Genomic DNA, 23,309 nt, shown 5'->3' on the forward strand with positions numbered 1-23,309 from the left:
TGACTTGGATAGATAATCTTAAATTCTGGTTAAAGAATCATAATTTTGCCTGAAGGTTCAAACTAATGGTTTGCCTGCCGATTTTTAGTGTTTTAGTTTTAATTGATTGAGCAACTAAAATTGCAGTTCAATTTAGTATGGATCAAGGTGAAGTTCACCGTTTTCTCCCTCATTTTCTAAAGTTAGAATATATGATTAATCCTGGAAGTGCTTATGGAGCGAATGCAAGTAATGCTGGTTTAGCGATTGGTCTAGCAACTTTGGTTACCATTGTGGCACTAATAATTTTTATTTTTGCCAACGATAAAAAGTGATTAATTGCGATTGTTTTTATTCTTTCAGGATCATTTGCTAATCTCCTTGCTCGGGCTTGAGCACCTGTGGTTAGTGGGGACAATCATCAAGGACAAAAGGGCGGGGTGATTGACTTTTTGGTCTGAGATTTTAAAATCTTAGGTTCTGGTGATTATGTCTTTAACCTCGCCGACGTATGAGTTAATATCGGGGTCATTATTTTGATTATTGACTTAATCATTGAAATTGTTTTATACCTTAATGCTGCTTATCACCAGAAACATCTTAACCAATTTCGAGATGTGGAAAACCATTTAATTAAACGAATGAGAACAATTAACCAAAAAGTCAATAGTCCCGAACCAAGTTTGGTGATTGATGAAAAACCAGTGGTAACGATCAAAAACCAGTCAGGAAATACGAATAAAAAAGAACAACGGGCAATGGAAAAATCGCAAAAGATGAGAGAAAAGCAAAATGGAAAAAACAATTCAAATTAAAGATGTTGATTATCAAAATGCTCGGTTAGATAAGTTTTTAGTAGCTTATCTCAAAGAAGAATACGATTTTTCTCGCGTTTATTTGCAAAAGTTAATTAAAGACGGTTGTGTTTTGATTAATAATTCTCCTCAAAGTGCTAATTATCGATTGGTTAAAGGTGATGTAATTATTATCAATCTTCCTTCCCTTGTTGTTGGTACAATTCAGGGTGAAGATTTGCCTTTAAAGATTATTTATGAAGACAAGGATTTATTGGTAATTGATAAACCTAACAATATGGTTGTCCACCCTTCGCTTGGTAATTGATCAGGAACAGTGGTTAATGCTTTGATAAATCAAGTTGATGATTTATCAGGAATTGGGGGTGTAGAACGTCCTGGTATTGTGCATCGTCTAGATAAGCAAACTACAGGATTACTAATTGTGGCAAAAAACGATATCACTCACCAAAAGTTAACCACAATGTTTAAAAATCATGAGATTGAAAAAGAGTATATTGCTTTGGTGTGAGGGGTGATTGAAGAAGATGAAGCTTTGATTGATGCACCAATCGGGCGTAGTAGTAGTGATCGTAAAAAAATGAGTGTTACTGCAACAAATTCCAAATCAGCCAAAACTTGATTTAAGGTTTTAGAACGTTTTGCTCATGCGACTGAAGTTTTGATAAAAATTGAAAGTGGTCGGACCCATCAAATTCGGGTTCACTTTAATTACATTAATCATCCTGTTATAAATGATCCGATGTATGGAAAACTAAAAGAAAAATCGACTAGTTATGGACAATATTTACATGCTTATAAGTTAACTTTTCTTCATCCAATTATTGGAAAGAAAATGGAATTTATTAGTAGTCTTCCTCAGGAGTTTAATGATAAAATAGAAGAGTTGAAAAGTGAGGCTTAATGATGAATTTTGATTATAAACAGTACGAAAAAGCCTTAATCTTTTTCTTTCAAAACCAGCATTATCAAGCTCTTTTGAGTAAGTTAAATAAGCAAAAGGTTTTTCTTTATTCTAGTAAAATGGATGTTGCGATTATTAAAATCGCTCATCATTTAGACGAAGCTAAAGATAGTGAATTTACCCATCTAATAGGAAAATTGGCAAAAACGCGTGGCGTTAATAAGGCGGATTTAAAGGTTTTAGAAATTTATTTAGATGAAACCAAAACCAATAAATTTAGTGAGATTAGTCCTAATCATTTCTTGTTAGTTTCAACTGATCAAAAGTATCTTAGAACTCAGTTAACCAGTTTTTGAGCGATGAGTCAAACCCTTGATTTTTCTATTCAAGAAGATGTTAAGATTCTTGATAAAAAAAGTAAAAGAAATCGCCAGGCTGTTGAAGATTTTGATGATCTTAGTAGTGTAACTAACGAAGCTGATTTGCAAAAAAAGCTGAGTTCGTTTTCAATGCGTTTTAAAAAAACTCCTTATTATGGGAGCAGTATCTTTTTATTGCTGTTTATTATTGTTCCGTTAATCTTTCAGTTATTAATAACTATTTGAGGTTATGATTATACTGATGATATTGCCAAACTTTTTAGTGGAGGAACTACTTATCATTTAACTTTTTTAGGTGGTCAAGGATGAAGGGTGCTCACGTATGGAATGAGTGCTTTATCATCAAACTGGTTTGTTGGTTTTGCAATCATTATTTCGGTGGGATTTAGTATGTATGGACTGTTAAAACTCAACGAGTTTTACATGAGCACGTGAAAGTTTATCCTTTCATTTTTGATTAGTTATCTCTTGTTAGGTTATTTCAGTTCGGTATTGACTCCTAATTACACTACAGGGAGTGCCTTACCAATTTATGGAATGACTTTAGGAATGTTAGCTTTAAATGTTAGTGGCAGCAAAACCTTGTTTGCTCAAGTAAGTAAATCAAAATTAATTCTCCCAATCATCTTTTTAATTATCCTGCCAATCTTTGTTTCAGGAATGGAATATATACCGATTTTAGTGGGATTATGTTTAGGAGGAGCTACTAGTTTCTTATTTACTTATGATTATAAAAATGCTAATTGAAGATTATCTTTACCCTTGGTAGTTTTACTCATTGGAATTCTTTTACCTTCAATTATGTTGACAATTCCAATTTATGTACCTGGTAAGGATGGGGTGGTTATCTACACCTTGATGTTTTATGTTGACCGACACTTGATGAGTATTGATAAAGCGAATAATCTTTTACATAAAATCGGGTGAACTGATATTGTCATTACCCAGTTTTCTAATAACCGTTTAGGAATTGGTTCATTAATTTAAAGTAGAAAATACTATTTTTAGTGAAAGGAACAAAGAAATAATGGTTGAAAAAATTGGGGTTGATATTGTTCAAAACAAACGAATTAAACTTCGTTTAGCTTTTTTAAGGAAAGTGTTAAGTGAACATGAATTACAAATGCTCGACCAATTTGTCTCTAAACGCCAAAAACAAGAGTTTGTTAGTGGTCGATGAGCAGTTAAAGAAGCGATTATTAAAACCCTAACTGTTAAAGAAACGATGCACAAACTTGATATTGGTTATCAAGCAAATGGGGCGCCAGTTATTAAGAATCCAGAGTATGCTCATATTCTTATTTCAATTAGTCATGAAAAAAAATACAGCGTTGGCATCGCTTTAAATCAAACGTATAATTAGAGAAGTATACCCCACTATTAGAGAAGGAAAATCATGATGCGTGATCAAAAACCTAAAAATCAAGCAACCAATTCACCCAGAGAAAAGTTTTATTTAGACAAGAAGAAAATGCTTTACATGTGACCGATGGCATTACATATTTATCATAAAGCAAAAAAAATTAATAAGAAAAATAAAAAAGACCCTTTAGCTTATAGCGAACAATACCGTTATGATTGGTTAAGTAAGCAAGTGCAAAAGGCACTGCCTTTGTTTGGTGTGGAAATTCAGGTTGCAGGAATTGAAAACTGGTTAGACCGAGGCGTGGTTTTGATGCCTAACCATGAATCTAATTTTGATGCGATTGCCTTGTTAGCAATTAATGATTTTTCTAAACAACAACCAGTTGCTTTTATTGCCAAAAAAGAACTTTGAGATGATAAAAGAGCAAGTCGATTTTTGAATTTAATTGATACGATTCCTTTAGATCGTCAATCACCCCGCAGTGCGTTGGCAGCGTTTCGGGAAGCTAAAGATTTAATTGTGGACTATAAACGAAGTTTAGTTTTGTTTCCTACTGGGACTCGTTCTGGATCAAATGATGTTGGTGAAATGCAACCAGCAGCCTTTAAGTTGCCCCAAATGGCTAATGCTCCAATTATTCCAGTGACAATTATTAATTCTTATCAAGTTTTTGAATATCCGCGTAAAAATAAACACGTGGTGGTGAAAGTGGTTTTTGGTAAACCAATTTATGGTAAAAAACATTTAGCAACTTCAACCACTGATTTAGCAACTCTGATAAAAAACCAGATTGAAAAGAATCGTGATGAATACATCGATCAAGAATTAATGCCACTAAAAGAATTAAGAATGAGCGAAAAAAAACAAGCAAAACGACACCAGAAAAAACATAAAAGCAAGAAAAGAAAGTTTTCTGATTTTTTCAAAATTATTGATTAAAATAAATTTCTTAAATTCTAGATAAAAACCTGCTTTTGTCTTGATTTTGAAAGAAAAATCATTAATAATAACTAAGTGTTTATACAGAATAAACTTGTTACTAACAACTCAGGAAGGATCCTGATTGTTATCTTGACTTTTATTTTTTAAACAAGATATAATCTAAAAGTTGTTATGTTTAGATTATGCTGACTTAGCTCAGTCCGGTAGAGCAACTGACTAGTAATCAGTAGGTCGTAGGTTCGATTCCTATAGTCAGCACCATTTATGGAGGGGTAGCGAAGTGGCCAAACGCGGGTGGCTGTAACCCACTTCCTTTCGGTTCGGGGGTTCGAATCCCTCCCCCTCCACCATTTTTGGGCCATAGCCAAGCGGTAAGGCAAAGGACTTTGACTCCTTCATGCGTTGGTTCGAATCCAACTGGCCCAGCCATTATGACTCGCTAGCTCAGTCGGTAGAGCAACTGGCTTTTAACCAGTGGGTCCGGGGTTCAAGTCCCCGGCGAGTCACCATTATCTTTATATATTTTGGTTTTTTATTCCTCGAGTGGCGGAATCGGTAGACGCACTGGACTTAAAATCCAGCGGGCTTAATCGCCCGTGCCGGTTCAAGTCCGGCCTCGAGGACCATTTCAATGTAAGACATCACCTTCAAGGTGATTTTTTTTACTTCATTTCAAGAATTATCTTCCCTCCCTGAAAAAGAAAGTTCTATAATATACTGTAAACAGAAAGAAGGATGACTAATGAAAAAAGTGGTAGTAATTACTGGGGCCAGCTCTGGGATTGGTGAAGCAAGTGCAAAGATGTTAGCTAAAGATTATCAATTAGTTTTAGCAGCTCGAAGTGAAGATAAGTTGCAATCAACAGTTGAAGAAATTAAAAAACTGGGTGGAGAAGCACAGTATAAAGTTACTGATGTGAGCCAAAATGATCAAGTCGAAGCCTTAGCCAAGTTCGCTTTAGATACTTATGGTCAAATTGATGTTTGAATTAACAACGCGGGAATTATGCCCCAAGCCTGAATGAAAGAAAAAAAGGTCAAAGAATGAGACGCGATGATCGATGTCAACATTAAAGGAACTTTATACGGAATTGGCGCTGCTCTTCCTGGGATGCGCGAAAAGAAGAGTGGTCAAATTATTAACATCGCTTCTGATTTAGCTTTTAGTGTTCATCCTGGTGGAGTTGTTTATAGTGCTACTAAATATGCCACTAGAGCAATTAGTGAAGGATTACGTCAAGAAGTTGCTGCTGATAGGGACAATATTCGAGTAACAGCGATTTATCCGGGTGTTGTTGATACAAATATCATTAATACCATTAGTGATGTAGCAATGAAGCAACAAGTTGAAAAGTTTAAGGAGGCAGTGGGAGCAATTGCTCCAGAACGAGTGGCATTAGCAATTAAGAATGCAATCGAAATGCCTGAAGACACAGGTTTAAATGATATTGTGCTTCGTTCAATTAACCAAGCATAGAAACATAGGAAAAACTAATGAAAAAAGTGATTGTGATTACTGGAGCCAGCTCTGGGATTGGGGAAGATACAGCCAAAATGCTAGCACCAGATTATAAAATTGTTTTAGCAGCACGGAGAGAAGACCGGCTAAAGGCTTTGGTCGAAGAGATTAAAACAATGGGTGGAGAAGCACAGTATAAAGTTACTGATGTTGCTTCTTATGATCAAGTCGAAGCCTTAGCCAAGTTTGCTTTAAATACTTATGGTCAAATTGATGTTTGAATTAATAATGCTGGATTAATGCCAATTTCTTATCTTAAAGAAAAAAAGGTCAAAGAATGAGACGCGATGATCGATGTTAACATTAAAGGAACTTTATACGGAATTGGCGCTGCTCTTCCTACGATGCGCGAAAAGAAAAGCGGTCAAATTATTAATGTTTCTTCAGTCCAAGGTTTAGTGGTTTCACCAGAGATGGTAGTTTATAGTGCTACTAAATTTGCAATTCGCGCCATTACTGAAGGATTACGTCAAGAAGTCGCTGCTGATAGGGACAATATTCGGGTAACTGGGATTTATCCAGGGGCGGTTGCAACTGAATTAGTAAATATTCTTGATGGTGATTTAAAGCAGTACTATGAACAAAATGCGATTCCTCCAGAACGAGTGGCATTAGCAATTAAGAATGCAATCGAGATGCCTGACGACACAGGTTTAAACGACATTGTTATTCGTCCGATCAACCAAGTGAGATAGATTAAGGGAAAAAAATATGAAAAAAGTGATTGTGATTACTGGAGCCAGCTCTGGAATTGGGGAAGCTACAGCCAAAATGCTAGCACCAGATTATAAAATTGTTTTAGCAGCACGGAGAGAAGACCGGCTAAAGGCTTTGGTCGAAGAGATTAAAACAATGGGTGGAGAAGCACAGTATAAAGTTACTGATGTGAGCCAAAATGATCAAGTCGAAGCCTTAGCCAAGTTCGCTTTAGATACTTATGGTCAAATTGATGTTTGAATTAACAACGCGGGAATTATGCCCCAAGCCTGAATGAAAGAAAAAAAGGTCAAAGAATGAGACGCGATGATTGATGTTAACATTAAAGGAACTTTATACGGAATTGGCGCTGCTCTTCCTACGATGCGCGAAAAGAAAAGCGGTCAAATTATTAATGTTTCTTCAGTAGTTGGTTTCAAGGTTGCACCTGGAGCAACAGTTTATAGTGCCACTAAATTTGCAGTTCGCGCCATTACTGAAGGATTACGTCAAGAAGTTGCTGCTGATAGGGACAATATTCGGGTAACTGGGATTTATCCAGGGTATGTTGATACTGAATTACCTAATTCAATTACAGATGAAAAAATGAAAAAACAGGTGGAAGATGGTGCAAAGGCAGCTCAAGCAATTGCTCCAGAACGAGTAGCATTAGCAATTAAGAATGCAATCGAGATGCCTGAAGATACAGGTTTAAACGACATTGTCATTCGTTCTGTTTATCAAGCATTTTAATGAAAAAAAGACCTTATTCTTACAAGGTCTTTTTTATTTGTATTTTTGTCAATCAAGGTTATAAACAAGTTTTGCACTGCTGTCATCATTGCTATTGTTTAAATTTGTTAAAGCACTTGAATCAGGAACGTTGTTTGTTCCTACAAAAGTTCGGTTAGTTCAAGTATCGACAAGATCTTTGTTGCTAGCCCAGATAGATTTGTTGGTTTGAGCATTAAATTGTGCATAAGTTTGGTTAACTCAAGAACCATAGCCTCTGGTAGCTGAACCTACTAAATAACTAAATAGGTTAGATAAATCATTAGCTGCTTGAATATAAACATCAATAGCCCCAGTACCATCATTTTTTAAATCAGGATTATATTCAAAGTAGTTGGCATAACCTGAAGTCATATTAATCAACTTACCGTTTCTAAACACCAAAAAGTAAGGACCACTACCATCTTTAATCATCGTATTAAAGTCGGTTAACCGTTTAGTTTTGGCCAGCGACTTGACTGTATCACTACTTTGGTCGGCATCATCATTTGGTGTGGTACTCTTTGCTTGCATAAACTCTCAATAAGCTTCAAATTGATTATCAAACAAATCAGTAATAATATTTTTTCCTAAATTAGAAGACTTTCAAAAGGTCGTAATGTCGTTAACTAGAATTGTATTCAAAGCAATACTAGTTGCTTGTTGAGCACTTTCAACCCCATACCATTCGTTATTATCTTCGTTATCTAAACTTGCTGCATCAATTGGAGGAGTAATTGTCGAACTTAAAATCGCATCACGAATTTTTCTTTGATAACTTGTTGCTCCTAACTGAGTTAGGTCGATATTTTTACGCACAGCGCTAATTGCTTTGGTAGGATTATTGACATTATCACTATCAAAAGTTTTATCCACTACAGGGACAGTACCATAGACCCATTGGTTCAAAGCAGACAAGTAACTGTAGGTATCTGAGTTTTCTCTTCCACCGATAAAAACAATCGAAACATTGCTATTTTCTTTAGAAGCACTAACTCAACTTTGGTAGGTACTAAACTTGATGTTTGTATTCTGGTGGTCATTACTACTTCCACAAGCAACTACACTAGTTGTTGCTGTTGAAAACAATGTAATCGTACTTAAAATAGTTAACAATTTTCTCATTTGCCGCTCCTATTTACTGGGTTTTAGTTAAAAACGAAAAACCACTCTTATTATAACTTATCAGTTTTCAGATACATAGTTTATCTTGCAAGTTATTAAAAAAATTGCTATGATAAATTGGCATGTTAGAGCATGTAACTTTAGCTAAATTTATATGATTATTAATTAACAAGGAGAAAAAAGATGCGTGAAAAAATTATTTTACGTTGCAGCGTTTGCAAAAACGAAAATTACATCGGAAAAAATGATAAGAAAAAACCAAAAATTGAAGTAAAAAAATATTGTTCAAATTGTAACGAGCATCAATTACATAAACAAAAGAAATAAATTCGACCCCGACCTTTGTAAAAATTACTAAAGGTCTTTTTTATGCAGATAATTTCTTATATTATTAAAAGCAAAAGGAGCATTTTATGAGTAAACAAGCAATAATTCAGAATCTTTTAACCACCAATGGGGTGGAAGCAATTTTAATTACTTCTGAACAAAATCGGTTTTGATACACTGCCTTTCCTTCTTCACTTGGATACTTGTTAATTACTAAAAAAGGGAGTTATTTATTCTTGGATGGTCGTTATATCACTGCTGCTAGAGAAAGTAAAACTTTACAAAATGTTAATGAACTTTTCTTGTTTAAAGGTGATTTATTTGCCCAAATTAAACAAATTTTAGTTGATCAGAAGGTTAAAAGTTTAGGGTTTGAAAGTGATTGAACAATTTATCAAGATTACCTAACTTGAACTACAAAGTTTAATCAAATTGAATTAATACCAGTTAATACTAATCGGATTAGAATGATTAAAGATGAAAAAGAGATTCAGGCTTTAAAAAAAGCAGCAGAAATTACTCATAAAGTTTTTTTAGAAGTACTTGGTTATGTTCGCCCGGGAATAACTGAACGAATGGTGGCCACCTTTGTCAGTGATGCTTTTTTGCGTAATGGAGCGGATAAGTTAAGTTTTGATACAATTGTTGCTAGTGGAGTTAATGGGAGCAAACCTCATGCTGTTCCTAGTGATAAGGTGATTGAAGCAGGCGAATTTGTCACTTTAGATATGGGATGTTATTTTCAGGGTTATGCCTCTGATCAAACCAGAACCTTTTTAGTAGGTGAACATCCAAGCAACTCTGAATTATTAAAGGTTTATGATGTTGTTTATCAGGCACAAAGTTTAGGGATTAGTCTGTTAAAACCAGGAGTGTTATGTGGTGATATTCACCAAGAAGTTGATAAGTTTATTGCATCGCAAGGTTATCAAGGATACTTCACTCACGGTCTTGGTCATGGATTAGGAATTGAAATTCACGAAGAACCTTATGAAAATCCGGTTGGTGATGTTGTTTTAGCTCCGGGAATGACTTTAACTGTTGAACCTGGAATTTATCTTCCTGGAGTTGGAGGTGTGCGAATTGAAGATGACTTTGTGATTACTGCTCAAGGAGCAGAAGCACTAACCACTCCTTTGCGTGAACTTCAAAAAATTAAATAGCTTAATCTTCTGGTTTCTTTTAATGCTGAACCTGGTTTTTTCTACCATTTGAGGTTAATAATGTTATGATTAGGTTATTAATTAACTGGTTGGGAAGGGGTAATTGTTGATGAAAAGAACCACCAAATCACGAGAATCAAAAAAACCTTCTTTTATGCAACGTTATGAGTCTAGTGACTTTGTTAAACGTTTGGTTTCTTCGGTTTTTTTATTAGTTTTTTTGATTGTTTATGTTGGTTTATCTGCACTCTATACTGAAGGTTTGCGTCATAATCGACTTGAACACATTCAAGCTGCTAGTTATCTTAATTGGGCTTTAACCATCATTTTGGTTGCGGGATGCACCTATGAATTAATTAAAGCGTTGGGAATCAAAAAAACTAGTTGACCACTTTATTTAGCAGGAATTATTAGTGGGGTAATTTTGTTTGCTTTTCCTTTTGAAGACCACGAAAACTGAGCCTTTACTAAAGATATTAACTTGCACGATTGGTATCATTGGTATATTGTCTTTTTAGTAATTTTATTAGGTGTGGTGGTTTTTGCTGCAATTCCTTATTTTGCTAAGGGTAATTTCACTGATAGTTGAAAGCAATCAATAATGTTAGTTTTGTATGCATTGGTAGTTGTGTTTGGATTTAAAGGATTTAATCAAATTGCTTTGTCAATGGAGTTTGACAAGGATCCTTTTCCTCTTTTTACTTTCAATACAATCATCTGAGCTTGGGGAACAATTATTTTTACTGACAGTTTTGCTTATCTTGGGGGCCGAAAGTTTGGTAAAACACCTTTGGCACCAAAAATCAGTCCTAAAAAAACTTGGGAGGGAAGCGGAATTGGTAGTGCTATCGCAATTGTTAGTGGTAGTGTCTATGCGTTGTTGTTCTTTTATCTACTCCCAGATTATGCTCCTTTTGCTTACATCATGGAAGTAAAAGTCAACGATAAAGGTCATGCAATTCCTGGAGTTGTCCTTTTCTTGTTGACGATTTTAATTTCTTTTGCTGGACAGGTGGGCGATCTCTTCTTCTCTTGATATAAACGAGTTTTTGGCGTTAAAGACTTTTCAAACTTGATTCCTGGTCATGGGGGATTATTAGACCGTTTGGATTCCTTCTTATTTGTTTTCTTTATTTTGTACTTTATTAGTTTAGCGACTTTTTAAGTACATGAGAAAGCATGAACGCTTGCGCTTGGTTTAATTTAATTGACTAAGCGTTTTTTATAAGAATCTTGGTGATTCTGTTCTTGTTGATTTTTCATACAACTGGTCTTTAGTAATAGTAAGGATTAAAGACTTAGTGGTAGGATAAAATGTGATGGGGTGTAATAAAAAATGATTAAAAATGACAAAATTAATAAAATGTTTGCAGGAATTGGTTTATCTTTAACTGCTGAAGAAGAATTGATAATTGATCAATGTACCCAAGAAAGAGTTGAAATTGACCGACGAAAGAATAAAGCTCGAGTTTATTTTCAAGCGCCAAAATTATTACCAGTTAGTCTTGTTAAAAAGGTTGAAACTGCCTTTAAAAATAATTCTGTTATGAAAATGAAGTTAATTATCAGTGTTGATCACCTCGTGCTTGATGAGATGATTTTTGCTGAGTATTTTGATTTTATTAAAACTAGTAAAGCGCAGTTAGTTGAGGGTGGAGTAAAGATGGTTTTGACTAGTAATTGCCATTTTGATGCCTTGATGAACGAATTTCAAATTAAGTGCGCTAGTAAAATGGAGTTTGAAGAAGTAGCAAAAGATGCAACTTACTATGAAGCTAAGTTTCACCAGTACGGATTAAAAGATATGAAAGTTAAAGTTAGTTTAGATGAAACTCTAGACCCGCACCAAATTCTAGAAAAACATAATTCTCAATATTCTAAACTAGTTGAAATGGAAAAAAGTCGTCAAAACGAATTTGTTCGTCAAACCGGAAGCAAACCAAAAGTGATGGTTGGTGGTTATAAGGGAGGAAAGAATAATGCCTCTTTAGAAATACCAACATATGAAAAACTTCTTGATGTTGATGATAATGCTCAAAATATTGTGATTCATGCCTATTTATTAGACAAGGAGATTCGAACCTCCAAGTCAGGACGTAAGATTTATTCTTTAAAAGTTAGTGATGGGACTGATTCGATTAAAGTAACCTACTTTGCAAAGGGTGAGACTACCACTATCTTTGATGACTTAACTGATGATGAATTAAAAGATCGTGATCTAGCAAGTTTAGAACAAGTTAAAGCCAAACCAGGTGATTGAATTGCGTTTAAAGGACGAACTAACTACTCTGAATTTGACCGAGAACAAATTTTTGTCGCTGATAGTTTTAAAAAGATTGACCGAGCAATTCACCAACGACTTGATGATGCACCAAATAAACGGGTAGAATTGCATGCACACACCAAGATGTCGGTTATGGATGGTATTTCCACAGGAAGTGATTATTTAAACCAAGCGGTTAACTGGGATTGAAAAGCGATTGCAATCACTGATCATTTAAATGTCCAAGCCTTTCCTGATGCTTATGCCACTTTAAGAAAAATTAATAAAGGACGGAATGCTCAAGATCAATTTAAGTTAATTTATGGTTCAGAGTTAAACTTGGTTAATGAAAATATTTGGTATGTATTTAATCCAAAGGGTGTTGATTTAAATAAAGCAAAATGGGTAGTTTTTGACTTAGAAACTACAGGATTGAGTCCAGAGTTTGATGAAATTATTGAGTTTGGTGCGGTAAGTTATGACTATGTTTCTGGGCGCCGAGAAAAGATTGATATCTTAATTAAACCAACTCACCCTCTAAAGCAATTTACCAAAGATTTAACGCACATCACAGATGAAATGCTTGCTGATAAACCAGGGATTGAAACTGCTTTTAAAACCATTTATGAAACGATTAATGGGGCAATTTTAGTAGCTCACAATGCGAACTTCGACTTTGACTTTTTACAAAGTTATGCAAAAAAACTTGGTTACCCACCTCTGGAAAATACTGTAATCGATACTTTAACAATTGCCAGAGCTTATTGACCAAACCTTAAAAATCACCGGTTAGGAACTGTTGCTAAAAAAACTGGGATTTTGTATGATGACAAAATAGCTCACCGGGGAGATTATGATGCTGATGTTTTAACTGATGTTTTCGAGCGCATGTGAGCCGAAATTAAGAAACAATACCCAATTGTCAAAGATGAGGATTGGAATTTAATTCGTCCTGTTGATCATCACAATGATGCGAACTTTACTCGTGCTCGGGGAGTTCATGTCAATGTTTTAGCTAAAAATCAGGAAGGGTTGAAAGAACTTTATAAATTAATTTCTTTATCTCACACTCAAGAATACTTCACTTCACCCAAGGTTTTAAAGTCCACTTTAGACAAATTTCACGCTCAGAATAACCTTTTATTTGGTTCGGGATGTGTTAATGGAGCGGTTTTTGAAAGTGCTCGTACTGATACTGAAGCAAAACTTCGTGAACAAATTAATTATTATGACTATATTGAAATTCAACCATTAAGTGTTTATAAACATCTAATTCAAAATGGGGCGTTAGATGAAGCGGAATTAAAAGCAGTAATTAAGTTGATTATTCAAACTGCTAAAGAAGAAAATAAACCAGTTGTTGCTACTAGTGATTGTCATTATGTTGATCCTGAATTGAAGGTTATTCGTGATATTTATATCAACACCAAAGGTTTGGGTGGGCAATCTCACCCCTTATATGATTATCGGGGGAAAGTTAAGGATTATCCTGACCAATACCTTCGCACAACTGCAGAAATGCTTGAAGAGTTTGCGTGATTAGATGACAAAAGTTTGATTGAAGAGATTGTGATTACTAATTCGCAAAAAATTAGTGCCATGATTGATGTAGGAATCCAACCAGTCAAAGACGGAAGTTTTGCGCCAAACATTGAAAACGCTGACCAGTTATTACACGATAAGTGTTATCAAACTGCTCATGAAATGTATGGAGAGAATTTGCCTACAATTGTTTCTGAACGGTTAGAAAAAGAACTTGCTTCAATTACTAAACACGGATTTGCGGTGATTTATTGAATTTCACATAAGTTAGTAGAACGTTCGTTACACGATGGGTACTTGGTAGGATCGCGTGGTTCGGTAGGATCTTCATTTGTAGCTACTACTGCTCATATCACTGAAGTTAACCCGTTGAAAGCGCATTATCGATGCTTAAACTGCCAATATGCTGATTTTGAGACTCCTGCTGATATTAAGTGCGGTTATGATTTACCTGAAAAAAACTGTCCCAAATGTGGGGAAATTTTAATGGGAGATGGTCATGATATTCCCTTTGAAACGTTTTTAGGTTTTGATGGAGATAAAGTTCCTGATATCGATCTAAACTTTTCTGGAGAATACCAACCCCAAGCGCATAATTTTACTAAAGAAATGTTTGGTGAACACAACGTCTTCCGTGCGGGAACAATTTCTACAGTCGCTGAAAAAACTGCCTTTGGTTATGTTAGTGGTTATTTTGAAAAAACTCACGATGAATATCATCAACCTCGAAGGGTAGAAAAAGAACGTTTAGCTTTTTTAGCTCAAGGAGTTAAAAGAACTACAGGTCAACACCCAGGAGGAATTATTATTCTACCTCAAGAATACGAAATCGAAGATTTTACCCCTGTTAACTATCCCGCTGATGACCAAAACGCTTCGTGATTAACAACTCACTTTGATTTCCATTCAATTCACGATAACTTGTTAAAAATGGATATTTTAGGTCATGTCGATCCAACTGCACTAAGAATGCTTGGCGATTTAACCAGAGTTGATCCGATTAGTATTTCAACATCAGATCCAACAGTTTATTCCTTGTTTTATGGTTTAGATGCGTTGAACTTAAAACCAGAGCAGATTAATGGTGAAATGACAGGAGCAATTGGGATTCCTGAGTTTGGAACTGAATTTGTTCGGGGAATGTTAAAAGAAACTAAACCTTCATCATTTGCTGATTTAGTACAAATTTCTGGTTTATCTCACGGAACTGATGTGTGGTTGGGTAATGCTAGAGATTTAATCAGAAAGAACCAAGCCAATATTTCAACAGTAATTGGGTGTAGGGATGACATTATGGTCTATTTATTAGAAAAACACCTACCTTCTCATGATGCGTTTGTGATTATGGAATCGGTGCGAAAGGGAAAAGGTCTAAAACCAGAGTGAATGGAGTTAATGCGTAAACACGATGTTCCTGAATGATACATTGAATCTTGCTTAAAGATTAAGTATATGTTTCCTAAAGCTCATGCTACAGCCTATGTTTTAATGGCATACCGGGTGGCGTGATATAAGATTTATTATCCTGCAGAATATTATGCAACTTATTTTACTACTCGTGCTGATGCCTTTGATTTAAAGGTTGCTTTGGGGGGTTATGATAGTGTTTTACAATCATTACGAGAAATCATTTATAAACAAGAACATAACTTGCCGATTAGTAAAAAAGAACAAGATTTAAAAACTGTTTATGAAGTGTTAGTCGAAATGTATGCTCGAGGAATTAAGATGCAAAACATTGACTTTAACTTGTCGCAAGGAACAAGGTTTGGGGTCAAGATTGATGAGCAAACCAGAGAAAAAGTTATTATTCCTCCCTTTAATGTCATTGACTCGTTAGGAGGGGCAGTGGCTAATTCAATTGAATTGGCGAGAAGATTGAAGAAGTTTAGCTCAGTTAACGATTTAAAAGCCCGTACCCAAATTACTAATACCCAAATGAAAATTTTTGAAGAACTGAAGATTACTGATTCGTTAACTAATGATGAACAAATTAGTTTTGATTTTTAAAGAAAGTGGGGTTAAGAATGAAAAGTAAGGATAGTCGTTTGGTTGCAGACTTATTAAAAGATCGTCATAGTGTCCGTAAGTTTGACCCAACTTTTAACCTTGATGAAGATGATTTAGAATTAATTATCAAAGCAGCTCGTTTTTCACCAAGCAGTTTTGGGATTCTGAATAGTCGAATCATCGTAATTAAAAATAAAACTTTTCGTCAAAGTCTTTTACCCTATTTTTATTATCAAACAGCATTAGTTGATTGTTCAGTTTACCTTTTGTTTGTCGTTGATCATGGTGATTATATTTTAAGCGAATCAATTTTTAAAGCCAGAAAGTATATCCTTGATCCTGAGACTTTAACTAAACACGAAATTGATTTAAGTAATATTATTAGTAGTTGGGATGAACGCTTAACTTGAGGTGAGGGGTTTAATCCAACGCAATGATCAATTGCTCAAACTTACATTAATATGACTGCATCAATGATTCAAGCAGAACAACTACATATTGATACCACTCCTCATGAAGGATTTAATCAAGTTCAATTAACCAAGTTTTTACAAGAGCAAGGTTATCTTCACCCTCACGAAGTCGTGGGCATTGGTTTAGCATTAGGAAAGGTTAATCCAGAACAAACTCACGCAAACAATCAAGAAAAGATACGAAAATCTTTAGCTGATTATGTTTTAGTGATTGATTAATCTTGTTTTATTAAATAAAAAGTATATAATAGAAAAGGACATTAAGGAAATAGCACTCCAAGGAAGGTTAATAACCTTCCTTTCTTATTTCCAAAGGTTAATAAGGGGAAAAATGATTGATTTAAAGAAAATTCAACCACAATTAGAAGCGTTGATTCAACCGCTTCTTGCTGTTCATGAACTTAGAATTTATGAACTTAATTGCTACCAGAATTCTGATAGCGAAGATGTTTTACAAGTGTTAATTGAGTTTAAACAAGGGAATAAACCACTTGATTTTGATTTATTAGTACAAATTAATGAAGCGATTTCAGCAGGTTTAGACACTTTAGATAACCAATTTATCGAACCTTATCTCTTAGAAGTTGCTAGTGCTGGAATCGAAAAACCAATTCGTAATGAAACAGAATTAAACCAAGCAGTAAATGATTATGTTTATTTAGAACTTAATAATCCCCAAAAAGGAATTACTAAGACTTATGCGACGTTTTTAGGTTTTGACCAGACAAACAAGAAATATGTGTTTAGTTATTTTGTTAAAGGAAAACCACAAAAGTTAGACCTTGAGTTTGCCCAGATTAAATTTATTCGCCATGCGGTAAAGTTTTAAAGAAAAAGGAGAAAAAGTAAATGGAAAATTACGCCAACATTTTAGAAGCAATTAACCAAATTGCTAATGAAAAAAGTATTGATGAAAACGAAATTATTACAGCAATTAAAGAAGGATTTCAAAAAGCTTACGAACGTTTTTTTGACACTGAAGCATTGACTGAAGTTGATTTAGATGACCAAACTGGATCGATTAAAATGTATTTATTATTAAAGGTTGTTGATCAAGTTCAAGATGATCTTGATGACTGGTTAGAAATTAGTCTTGATGATGCTCGTCAAGAGTTTGGTGACAAGGTTAAAGAAGGAGATATTATTCATCGTCAAATTCCGTTTGAAAAGGAATTTTCTCGATTAGCAATTCACCAAGTCCGTCAAATTATTCAACAAAAAATCAAGGGTGCAGAACGTAGTCGTTTATATGATAAGTTTGCTGATAAAAACCACCAATTGTTAACTGGAAAAATTGTTGGTACTAATGATCGGGGAGATGGTTATTTAATTGAAGTTGATGATGCCACTACCTCTTTATGAAACAAAAAGTTGATTCCTGGTGATCATTTTGAAATTGGTGATTTAGTTTCTTTTTATGTTGATGAAGTGCAAAGAGAAAACCGCTTTTCACCAATCTCAATTTCTCGAACTGCACCAGGGTTTTTAAGAAGAATTTTAGAACGTGAAGTGCCAGAAGTTGCTGAAGAAATTATTGATATTAAAGGAATTTCGCGTGAACCAGGAATCAGAGCAAAAGTTGCTGTCCAATCTTTAGATCCTAATGTCGAACCAATTGGAGCATTGGTTGGGGTGCATGGGTCACGAATTAGTAAAATTTCAGAACTATTAAACGGAGAAAAGATTGATATTGTTTTGTGAGACGAAGATTTAAACACCTTCATTATGAGTGCAATGGCTCCAGTTAGAGTTGTTTCAGTTGATGTTGATTTAGAAAACAACGAAGCTGATATTATTGTACCTAACGAACAACTTTCTTTAGCAATTGGTCGTGGTGGGGTCGCTGCTCGCTTGGTTGCTAACCTTTTGAAGATGAAAATTAATATTATTTCAGTAAAACAAGCTCAAGAAATAGGAATTGAAAATAAGTGAAACGGAAATATTTCTCCTGATGAACTTGCTTCAAAAGAATTTATCGACTCAACAATGCGTCGAAGAAAAGGTCCTAAGAATAATAATCTTCGTACTAGTCAACCCCGTTTTAGAGATGGTCAAAATTATCAAAAATCTGTTGTTCAAACCAATGATGATATTCTTAAAGAATTAGAACAAGAATTAGAACGTTTCCAAGCTGAAATTGCTGATGAGGAAGGAAATCAAACGATTTCTCAAACTTCTGAACATTCTTCAATCCTTGAAAAAAATGATGAAAGTGACTTGGATGAAATCAGTAAAAATCTTCAAGCTTTGGATGAAGTAATAAGTGGGGATGATAGTGATGACGACGACGAAGGCGATGAGTATGACTCATACTATGATTAACTAATGGGACAACTAACTTTAAGAAAAGAAGTAGTTTCACAAACTTTGCAACCTTTTGAGAGTTTAATTCGGGTAGTTAAAACTCCTAAGGATGAGATTTTGATTGATTCAACTAAAACAATTAAGGGTCGGGGAGTTTATCTTGCTCCAAGTTTAGAAGCTATTAGACAAGCGCGTAAAAAACGTTTATTAGATAAAGGGTTAAAAATCCGCATCCCTAACCATATCTATGACCAGTTAGAAATTGAAGTAAAAGAACATTGATAGTTAGACAACAAAAAAAATTCTTACAAGCGATTGGTTTAGCTACAAAAGCCCATCAGGTCGTTTATGGTCAACGTTTGCTTGAAATGATCCAGTCTCAAAAGATTTTTCTGGTAATTCTAACTGCGCAAATGGGAGTAAGTCAGAAGAAAAAAGTTGTTAATAAAGCAAACTATTATAAAATAGAAGTAATCGACAGTGAGATTAGCAAATACGAGTTAAACCAGATTTTAAAAACTCCAAATAACATTAGTGCAATTGGAATTAGTGATAAAAACTTGGCTTGATTGCTCAAATCATATCAAGAAGAGTAAAAAGAGGTGGAGTTAAATGGCAGAAAACAAGAAAAACAAACCAAACCATAATAAAAATCAATCAAAAAAGGCTTTGGAACGACAACGGGTAAACCAACATACCAAAACGATTAAAAATAAGTTAAAAGAAGAAAAACAAACTGGGTTAGTTGATGGGGTGTTTGTTTATACTGGTCCTTTAACAATTGCTGAGTTTGCTTTAAAAATCAATAAACCAGTGACTGAAATTGTTAAGTATTTTTTTAAGCAAGGTTTAATGCTAAATCAAAATACATTATTGAGTGAAGACCAAATTGCTGAATTAGCAATTGAAAATGGTTATGACTTTAAAAAAGAAAATATTGTTACTAAAGAAAACTTGCTTGAAACCTTTCAAGTTGAAGATGACCCTAAGAGTTTAGTGACCATTCCTCCAGTGGTTACAGTAATGGGGCATGTTGATCATGGAAAAACCACCCTTTTAGATGCTTTGCGTCATTCTAATATCACTACTTCAGAGGCTGGGGGAATTACACAAGCAATTGGAGCTTATCAAATTGTGATGCCTCAAACTGAACAAAAGATTACTTTTATTGATACTCCAGGACACGAAGCGTTTACTGAAATGCGAAGCAGAGGAGCGAACGCAACTAATATTATTGTTTTAGTTGTTGCTGCTGATGATGGGGTAATGCCTCAAACTGAAGAAGCTATTGATCATGCCCGTCAAGCTAAAGTACCGATGATTGTTTTCATTAATAAAATGGACAAACCAGGAGTTAATCCTGACCGGGTAAAAGCAGAATTGATGGAAAAAGGAGTGATTAGCGAAGAGTGGGGTGGAGAGGTTCCTTTCATTGAAGGAAGCGCAAAAGCCAAATTAAATCTCGACCAGTTATTAGAAAACATTCTTTTAGTAGCTGAAGTTGAAGACTTAAAAGCTAATCCCAATAAGTTTGCTTCAGGGGTGGTATTAGAAGCTCATTTAGATAAAGCCCGAGGACCAGTGGCCTCAGTGTTAGTGCAACAAGGAACTTTACGTTTACGTGATGTTTTGGTAGCTGGGGGAACGTATGGAACAATTAAAGACCTTCGTGACGACCAAAATAAAAGTGTTAGTCAAGCTGAACCAAGCATGCCAGTGCTGGTTATAGGATTAAATGATGTTCCTTTACCAGGAGATAAATTTTTAGTTTTAAATGATGAAAAGACTGCTCGTCAAATTGCCACAGCCCAAGCTGATCGTCAAGCTCGCGAAGCAGAACAAACTAGTAAGATTGTGACTTTAGATAAAATCAAAACTCAGATCGAAGAAGAGGGATTAAAGAATCTTAATATTATTATTAAAGCTGATACTCAAGGTAGTGTCGAAGCGTTAAAACAAGTTTTAAATAAACTTGAAATTCCAGGAGTAAAGATTGAAGTTATCCGTGCTAGTGTTGGAGCAATTACCAGTACTGATGTTTCTTTAGCCCAAACTGCAAATGCAATTCTTTATGGGTTCAATGTTCGTCCTAGTGCTGAAGTGCGTAGGGTAGTTGAGGAACGTGGAGTTGACTTAAGACTACACAACGTGATTTATAAAGTAGTTGAGGAATTAGAACAAGCAGCCAAGGGGTTGTTAGATCCAGAAATGGTTGAAAAGGTGCAAGGACAAGCTGAAGTGCGTGTCTTGTTTAAACATTCTGCTGTGGGAACCATTGCTGGGTGTTATGTTGTTGATGGGGTTATTAAACGAAAAGATAAGGTGCGTGTCTTGAGAAATGGTGTGGTTATTTATGATGGTGAAATTGCTGGATTAAAACACGAAAAAGACGATATTAAAGAGGCAAAAACTAGTTCTGAATGTGGAATTACGATTAAGAACTTTAATGACTTGAAGATCGGCGATATAATTGAGTCTTATCTAGTGGAGACTGTTGCTAATAATTAATACTAGTATAATTACGAAGATTGGAGAGATTGAAAATGAAAAATCCTAAAGTTCAAGGCCGCAAAGAGTCAATAATTAGTCGAGAATTAACTTTAATTCTTATTAAAGAGATTGATGATGTCATCTTGAAAGCGGTTTCAATTAGTGAGGTACGCTTAATTAATGATAATGAGTTAGCTAAGGTTTATTATTCTTTTATTGCTTTTTCAAACCAAACAATTAACCAGAATATTGTTCAAACTCATTTAGAAGAAAAAAAGAATTTAATTCGCAAACTGTTAGCCAGAAAGTTAGAAATGCGGAAAGTACCAGATTTAAGCTTTGTCTATGATGATTCTTTAGATCGTGCTAACCGGATTGACCAAATCTTAGCTGATAAATAGTTAAAATACTACTCAAAAAAGTCAAGGAGTAGTATTTTCTTTATCAAAAAATCCCTGGTAAAATTAACTTACTGCAATAAGGGAGAGTAATGACACAACAACCATCAGGGATTTTTTTAGTTAACAAACCAAAAGAAATGACCACCAACCAGTTAATTCAAACTATTAAAACCAAGTTAAAAGTCAACAAAATCGGTCATGCAGGAACTTTAGATCCTCTAGCTACAGGAGTGGTCGTTGTCTTGGTAAATCAAGGGACAAAGCTTTCAGATTTGTTCTTAAACCAAACTAAAACCTATCAGGTTGGAGCTAAGCTTTATGAGCACACTACTACTTATGATAGTGAAGGTGAAGTGGTTAAAACTGATCTTAATCATACAGTGAAGAACATTGATCAATTACAACAAGTAGTGGAAAAATACAATGGTTTGGTTTATGAACAAACACCACCAATCTATAGCGCAATCAAAGTACAAGGAAAAGAACTCTATAAATACGCAAGAAATCATGAGGTTGATGTGCTAATTTCCCCAAGAACTGTAGAAATTTATCAAAGTCGGATTGATGAATTTATTCAAGAACCAGATAATATTTTTTATTTGACCACTACAGTAAGTAAGGGAACTTATATTCGGAGTTTGGTTGTTGATATTGCTACTGATTTGAATACTTATGCTCATGTGGTGATGTTAAATCGTTTGCAATCGGGAGTTTTTCATCTTGATGAAACAAAAACCCTTGATGAGTTAACTTGAGCAGATTTAATTCCTAATTACGAAGCAGTAAAACTAAGTGATTGAACCATTCATGAGTTGAATGAAACAGAGTTTTATCAAGTGGAAAACGGAAGAAAAATTACCCTTCCCTTAACTCTTGATCGCGTGTTTTTAAGTTATCAACACCATTTGGTTGCTTTGTATGCTCGAGAAGAGAGCGGACAATATAAGAGTATAAAAGGTGGTTTTAACCATTAAGAAGAGGGGATTAACATGATTACAATTAGAGCTGATATTAATGATTTACAAAAGATTCCAGGAATCAAGCGGAGTTTGGTGGTGATTGGAAAATTTGATGGTTTACACCAATATCACGAGAAATTGATTAAAATTGCTACTAAACTAGCAGTTAAGAACTATTTACAGTTAATTGTTTTAAGTTTTGATTCCTCTTTTAATTCTTTAAATCATCAAGTTAATGACCAGATGATGCATCCAAAGGAAAAAGAGACCATCTTTGAGGACTATTTTGCTCTTGACTATTACATTGAGTTAGTGGTGAATGAAAATTTGCAAAGTTATAGTCAAAACCAATTTATGGGTTGGTTAAAAAAGACTTTAAAGTGTCAGATGTTAGTTGAAGGTAGTGACTTTACCTTTGGAACTGATAAACAAGGAACAGTAACAGATTTAAAACGTTATTTCGGTGATGAGAATGTTTATGTTTTAAATCGAAACTCGCGTTCACTTTCTTCGACTAAAATTCGTGATCTTTTAAAAAAGGGTAAAATTAACCAAGCAAACAAACTTTTATACACTCCGTTTAAATTGTATGTAGAGGCAAATAACCACTCGACAAAAAAGGTAGTTTTTCCCAATTTAGAGTTAAGCGAGGGTTGCTACGAGGGAAGAGTTGATGACAAACAAGCTGCAACGATTTTGTTGACTAACCACACGGTTGAATTGCTTGATTTTGATCAACTCAAGAACAAAAAACCAGAATTTATTACTTTAGTTAAATATCTAGGAAAAACTTTGAAATAAAAGGGTTTTATCATTTTGAAAATTAAGGTTTAGACCTGAAAATATGCTATGATTATCAAGTATTTGTTTTTACTAAGTT

The 23,309-nt window shown here is 34.6% G+C and carries 22 protein-coding genes and 5 tRNA genes; 26 read left to right on the plus strand and 1 reads right to left on the minus strand.

Annotated elements, in window-relative coordinates; genetic code table 4:
• The first annotated feature begins 65 nt into the window (after nt 1-65).
• The 13 genes from LD125_RS01170 to LD125_RS01230 all read left to right on the plus strand — a co-directional run bounded on the left by LD125_RS01170 (nt 66) and on the right by LD125_RS01230 (nt 7,354).
• Nucleotides 66-794 carry a signal peptidase II gene (locus LD125_RS01170; RefSeq protein WP_250137470.1) on the plus strand — a complete coding sequence of 243 codons (729 nt, stop codon included), beginning with the start codon at nt 66-68 and terminating at the stop codon, nt 792-794.
• Entirely contained in the window at nt 772-1,698 is a 927-nt protein-coding gene (locus LD125_RS01175; protein ID WP_250137469.1) for an RluA family pseudouridine synthase, read from the plus strand. Before LD125_RS01170 ends, LD125_RS01175 begins: the two co-directional genes overlap by 23 nt.
• On the plus strand, nt 1,698-3,065 hold the full coding sequence (locus LD125_RS01180) for a hypothetical protein (RefSeq protein ID WP_250137468.1): 1,368 nt from the start codon (nt 1,698-1,700) through the stop codon (nt 3,063-3,065). The genes LD125_RS01175 and LD125_RS01180 overlap by 1 nt, the downstream gene beginning before the upstream one ends.
• A gap of 40 nt (nt 3,066-3,105) precedes the next feature.
• Nucleotides 3,106-3,441, plus strand: coding sequence for a holo-ACP synthase (locus tag LD125_RS01185; protein ID WP_250136951.1), 336 nt, complete (start codon nt 3,106-3,108; stop codon nt 3,439-3,441).
• A 33-nt stretch (nt 3,442-3,474) separates the two neighbouring features.
• A complete protein-coding gene (locus LD125_RS01190) occupies nt 3,475-4,383 on the plus strand; it encodes a lysophospholipid acyltransferase family protein (protein ID WP_250136699.1) in 909 nt (302 codons plus the stop codon).
• 187 nt (nt 4,384-4,570) lie between these two features.
• Nucleotides 4,571-4,647, plus strand: a tRNA-Thr gene (locus LD125_RS01195).
• Nucleotides 4,648-4,652: 5 nt separating this feature from the next.
• A tRNA-Tyr gene (locus LD125_RS01200) sits at nt 4,653-4,736 on the plus strand.
• 4 nt (nt 4,737-4,740) lie between these two features.
• Nucleotides 4,741-4,815: transfer RNA gene (locus LD125_RS01205), tRNA-Gln, on the plus strand.
• Nucleotides 4,816-4,819: 4 nt separating this feature from the next.
• Nucleotides 4,820-4,895: transfer RNA gene (locus LD125_RS01210), tRNA-Lys, on the plus strand.
• A gap of 28 nt (nt 4,896-4,923) precedes the next feature.
• Nucleotides 4,924-5,012, plus strand: a tRNA-Leu gene (locus tag LD125_RS01215).
• A 116-nt stretch (nt 5,013-5,128) separates the two neighbouring features.
• The gene (locus LD125_RS01220; RefSeq protein ID WP_250137467.1) at nt 5,129-5,863 is read left to right on the plus strand and encodes an SDR family oxidoreductase; all 735 of its coding nucleotides are present in this window, start codon (nt 5,129-5,131) and stop codon (nt 5,861-5,863) included.
• 17 nt (nt 5,864-5,880) lie between these two features.
• Entirely contained in the window at nt 5,881-6,600 is a 720-nt protein-coding gene (locus tag LD125_RS01225; protein ID WP_250137466.1) for an SDR family oxidoreductase, read from the plus strand.
• A 16-nt stretch (nt 6,601-6,616) separates the two neighbouring features.
• Nucleotides 6,617-7,354 carry an SDR family oxidoreductase gene (locus LD125_RS01230; protein ID WP_250137465.1) on the plus strand — a complete coding sequence of 246 codons (738 nt, stop codon included), beginning with the start codon at nt 6,617-6,619 and terminating at the stop codon, nt 7,352-7,354.
• Nucleotides 7,355-7,387: 33 nt separating this feature from the next.
• Here the strand turns inward: LD125_RS01230 and LD125_RS01235 are convergent, their stop codons facing one another.
• Entirely contained in the window at nt 7,388-8,497 is a 1,110-nt protein-coding gene (locus tag LD125_RS01235; RefSeq protein ID WP_250136703.1) for a lipoprotein, read from the minus strand.
• A gap of 183 nt (nt 8,498-8,680) precedes the next feature.
• Between LD125_RS01235 and rpmG the strand changes: the two genes are divergently transcribed.
• The 13 genes from rpmG (at nt 8,681) to LD125_RS01300 (ending at nt 23,230) form a co-directional block, all read left to right on the plus strand.
• The gene (rpmG, locus tag LD125_RS01240; RefSeq protein ID WP_250136704.1) at nt 8,681-8,824 is read left to right on the plus strand and encodes a 50S ribosomal protein L33; all 144 of its coding nucleotides are present in this window, start codon (nt 8,681-8,683) and stop codon (nt 8,822-8,824) included.
• A gap of 86 nt (nt 8,825-8,910) precedes the next feature.
• Nucleotides 8,911-9,987 carry a M24 family metallopeptidase gene (locus LD125_RS03880; protein WP_250137464.1) on the plus strand — a complete coding sequence of 359 codons (1,077 nt, stop codon included), beginning with the start codon at nt 8,911-8,913 and terminating at the stop codon, nt 9,985-9,987.
• A gap of 109 nt (nt 9,988-10,096) precedes the next feature.
• The gene (locus tag LD125_RS01250) at nt 10,097-11,152 is read left to right on the plus strand and encodes a phosphatidate cytidylyltransferase (RefSeq protein ID WP_250137463.1); all 1,056 of its coding nucleotides are present in this window, start codon (nt 10,097-10,099) and stop codon (nt 11,150-11,152) included.
• Between the two features lie 171 nt (nt 11,153-11,323).
• Nucleotides 11,324-15,802: a PolC-type DNA polymerase III gene (locus LD125_RS01255; protein WP_250137462.1), complete on the plus strand. Its 4,479-nt coding sequence runs from the start codon at nt 11,324-11,326 to the stop codon at nt 15,800-15,802.
• Nucleotides 15,803-15,819: 17 nt separating this feature from the next.
• Nucleotides 15,820-16,494 (plus strand): nitroreductase family protein, encoded by a 675-nt coding sequence (locus LD125_RS01260; protein ID WP_250137461.1) that lies wholly within the window; start codon nt 15,820-15,822, stop codon nt 16,492-16,494.
• A 112-nt stretch (nt 16,495-16,606) separates the two neighbouring features.
• Nucleotides 16,607-17,104: an LSm family protein gene (locus tag LD125_RS01265; RefSeq protein ID WP_250136709.1), complete on the plus strand. Its 498-nt coding sequence runs from the start codon at nt 16,607-16,609 to the stop codon at nt 17,102-17,104.
• 20 nt (nt 17,105-17,124) lie between these two features.
• Complete coding sequence (gene nusA / locus LD125_RS01270; RefSeq protein WP_250137460.1) at nt 17,125-18,597, plus strand: transcription termination factor NusA; 1,473 nt, start codon at nt 17,125-17,127, stop codon at nt 18,595-18,597.
• A gap of 3 nt (nt 18,598-18,600) precedes the next feature.
• Nucleotides 18,601-18,864, plus strand: a complete 264-nt coding sequence (locus LD125_RS01275) for a YlxR family protein (RefSeq protein ID WP_250136959.1) — start codon at nt 18,601-18,603, stop codon at nt 18,862-18,864.
• Nucleotides 18,858-19,175: a L7Ae/L30e/S12e/Gadd45 family ribosomal protein gene (locus LD125_RS01280; protein WP_250136712.1), complete on the plus strand. Its 318-nt coding sequence runs from the start codon at nt 18,858-18,860 to the stop codon at nt 19,173-19,175. The genes LD125_RS01275 and LD125_RS01280 overlap by 7 nt, the downstream gene beginning before the upstream one ends.
• A gap of 16 nt (nt 19,176-19,191) precedes the next feature.
• On the plus strand, nt 19,192-21,087 hold the full coding sequence (gene infB, locus LD125_RS01285; RefSeq protein ID WP_250136960.1) for a translation initiation factor IF-2: 1,896 nt from the start codon (nt 19,192-19,194) through the stop codon (nt 21,085-21,087).
• A 35-nt stretch (nt 21,088-21,122) separates the two neighbouring features.
• On the plus strand, nt 21,123-21,470 hold the full coding sequence (gene rbfA, locus LD125_RS01290) for a 30S ribosome-binding factor RbfA (protein WP_250137459.1): 348 nt from the start codon (nt 21,123-21,125) through the stop codon (nt 21,468-21,470).
• Between the two features lie 89 nt (nt 21,471-21,559).
• On the plus strand, nt 21,560-22,444 hold the full coding sequence (gene truB, locus LD125_RS01295) for a tRNA pseudouridine(55) synthase TruB (RefSeq protein WP_250137458.1): 885 nt from the start codon (nt 21,560-21,562) through the stop codon (nt 22,442-22,444).
• A 15-nt stretch (nt 22,445-22,459) separates the two neighbouring features.
• A complete protein-coding gene (locus LD125_RS01300) occupies nt 22,460-23,230 on the plus strand; it encodes a hypothetical protein (protein WP_250137457.1) in 771 nt (256 codons plus the stop codon).
• The last annotated feature ends 79 nt before the right edge of the window (nt 23,231-23,309 follow it).

The organism is Mesoplasma sp. JKS002658 (genome assembly GCF_023566355.1).
GTDB lineage: Bacteria > Bacillota_I > Bacilli_A > Mycoplasmatales > Mycoplasmataceae > Edwardiiplasma > Edwardiiplasma whartonense.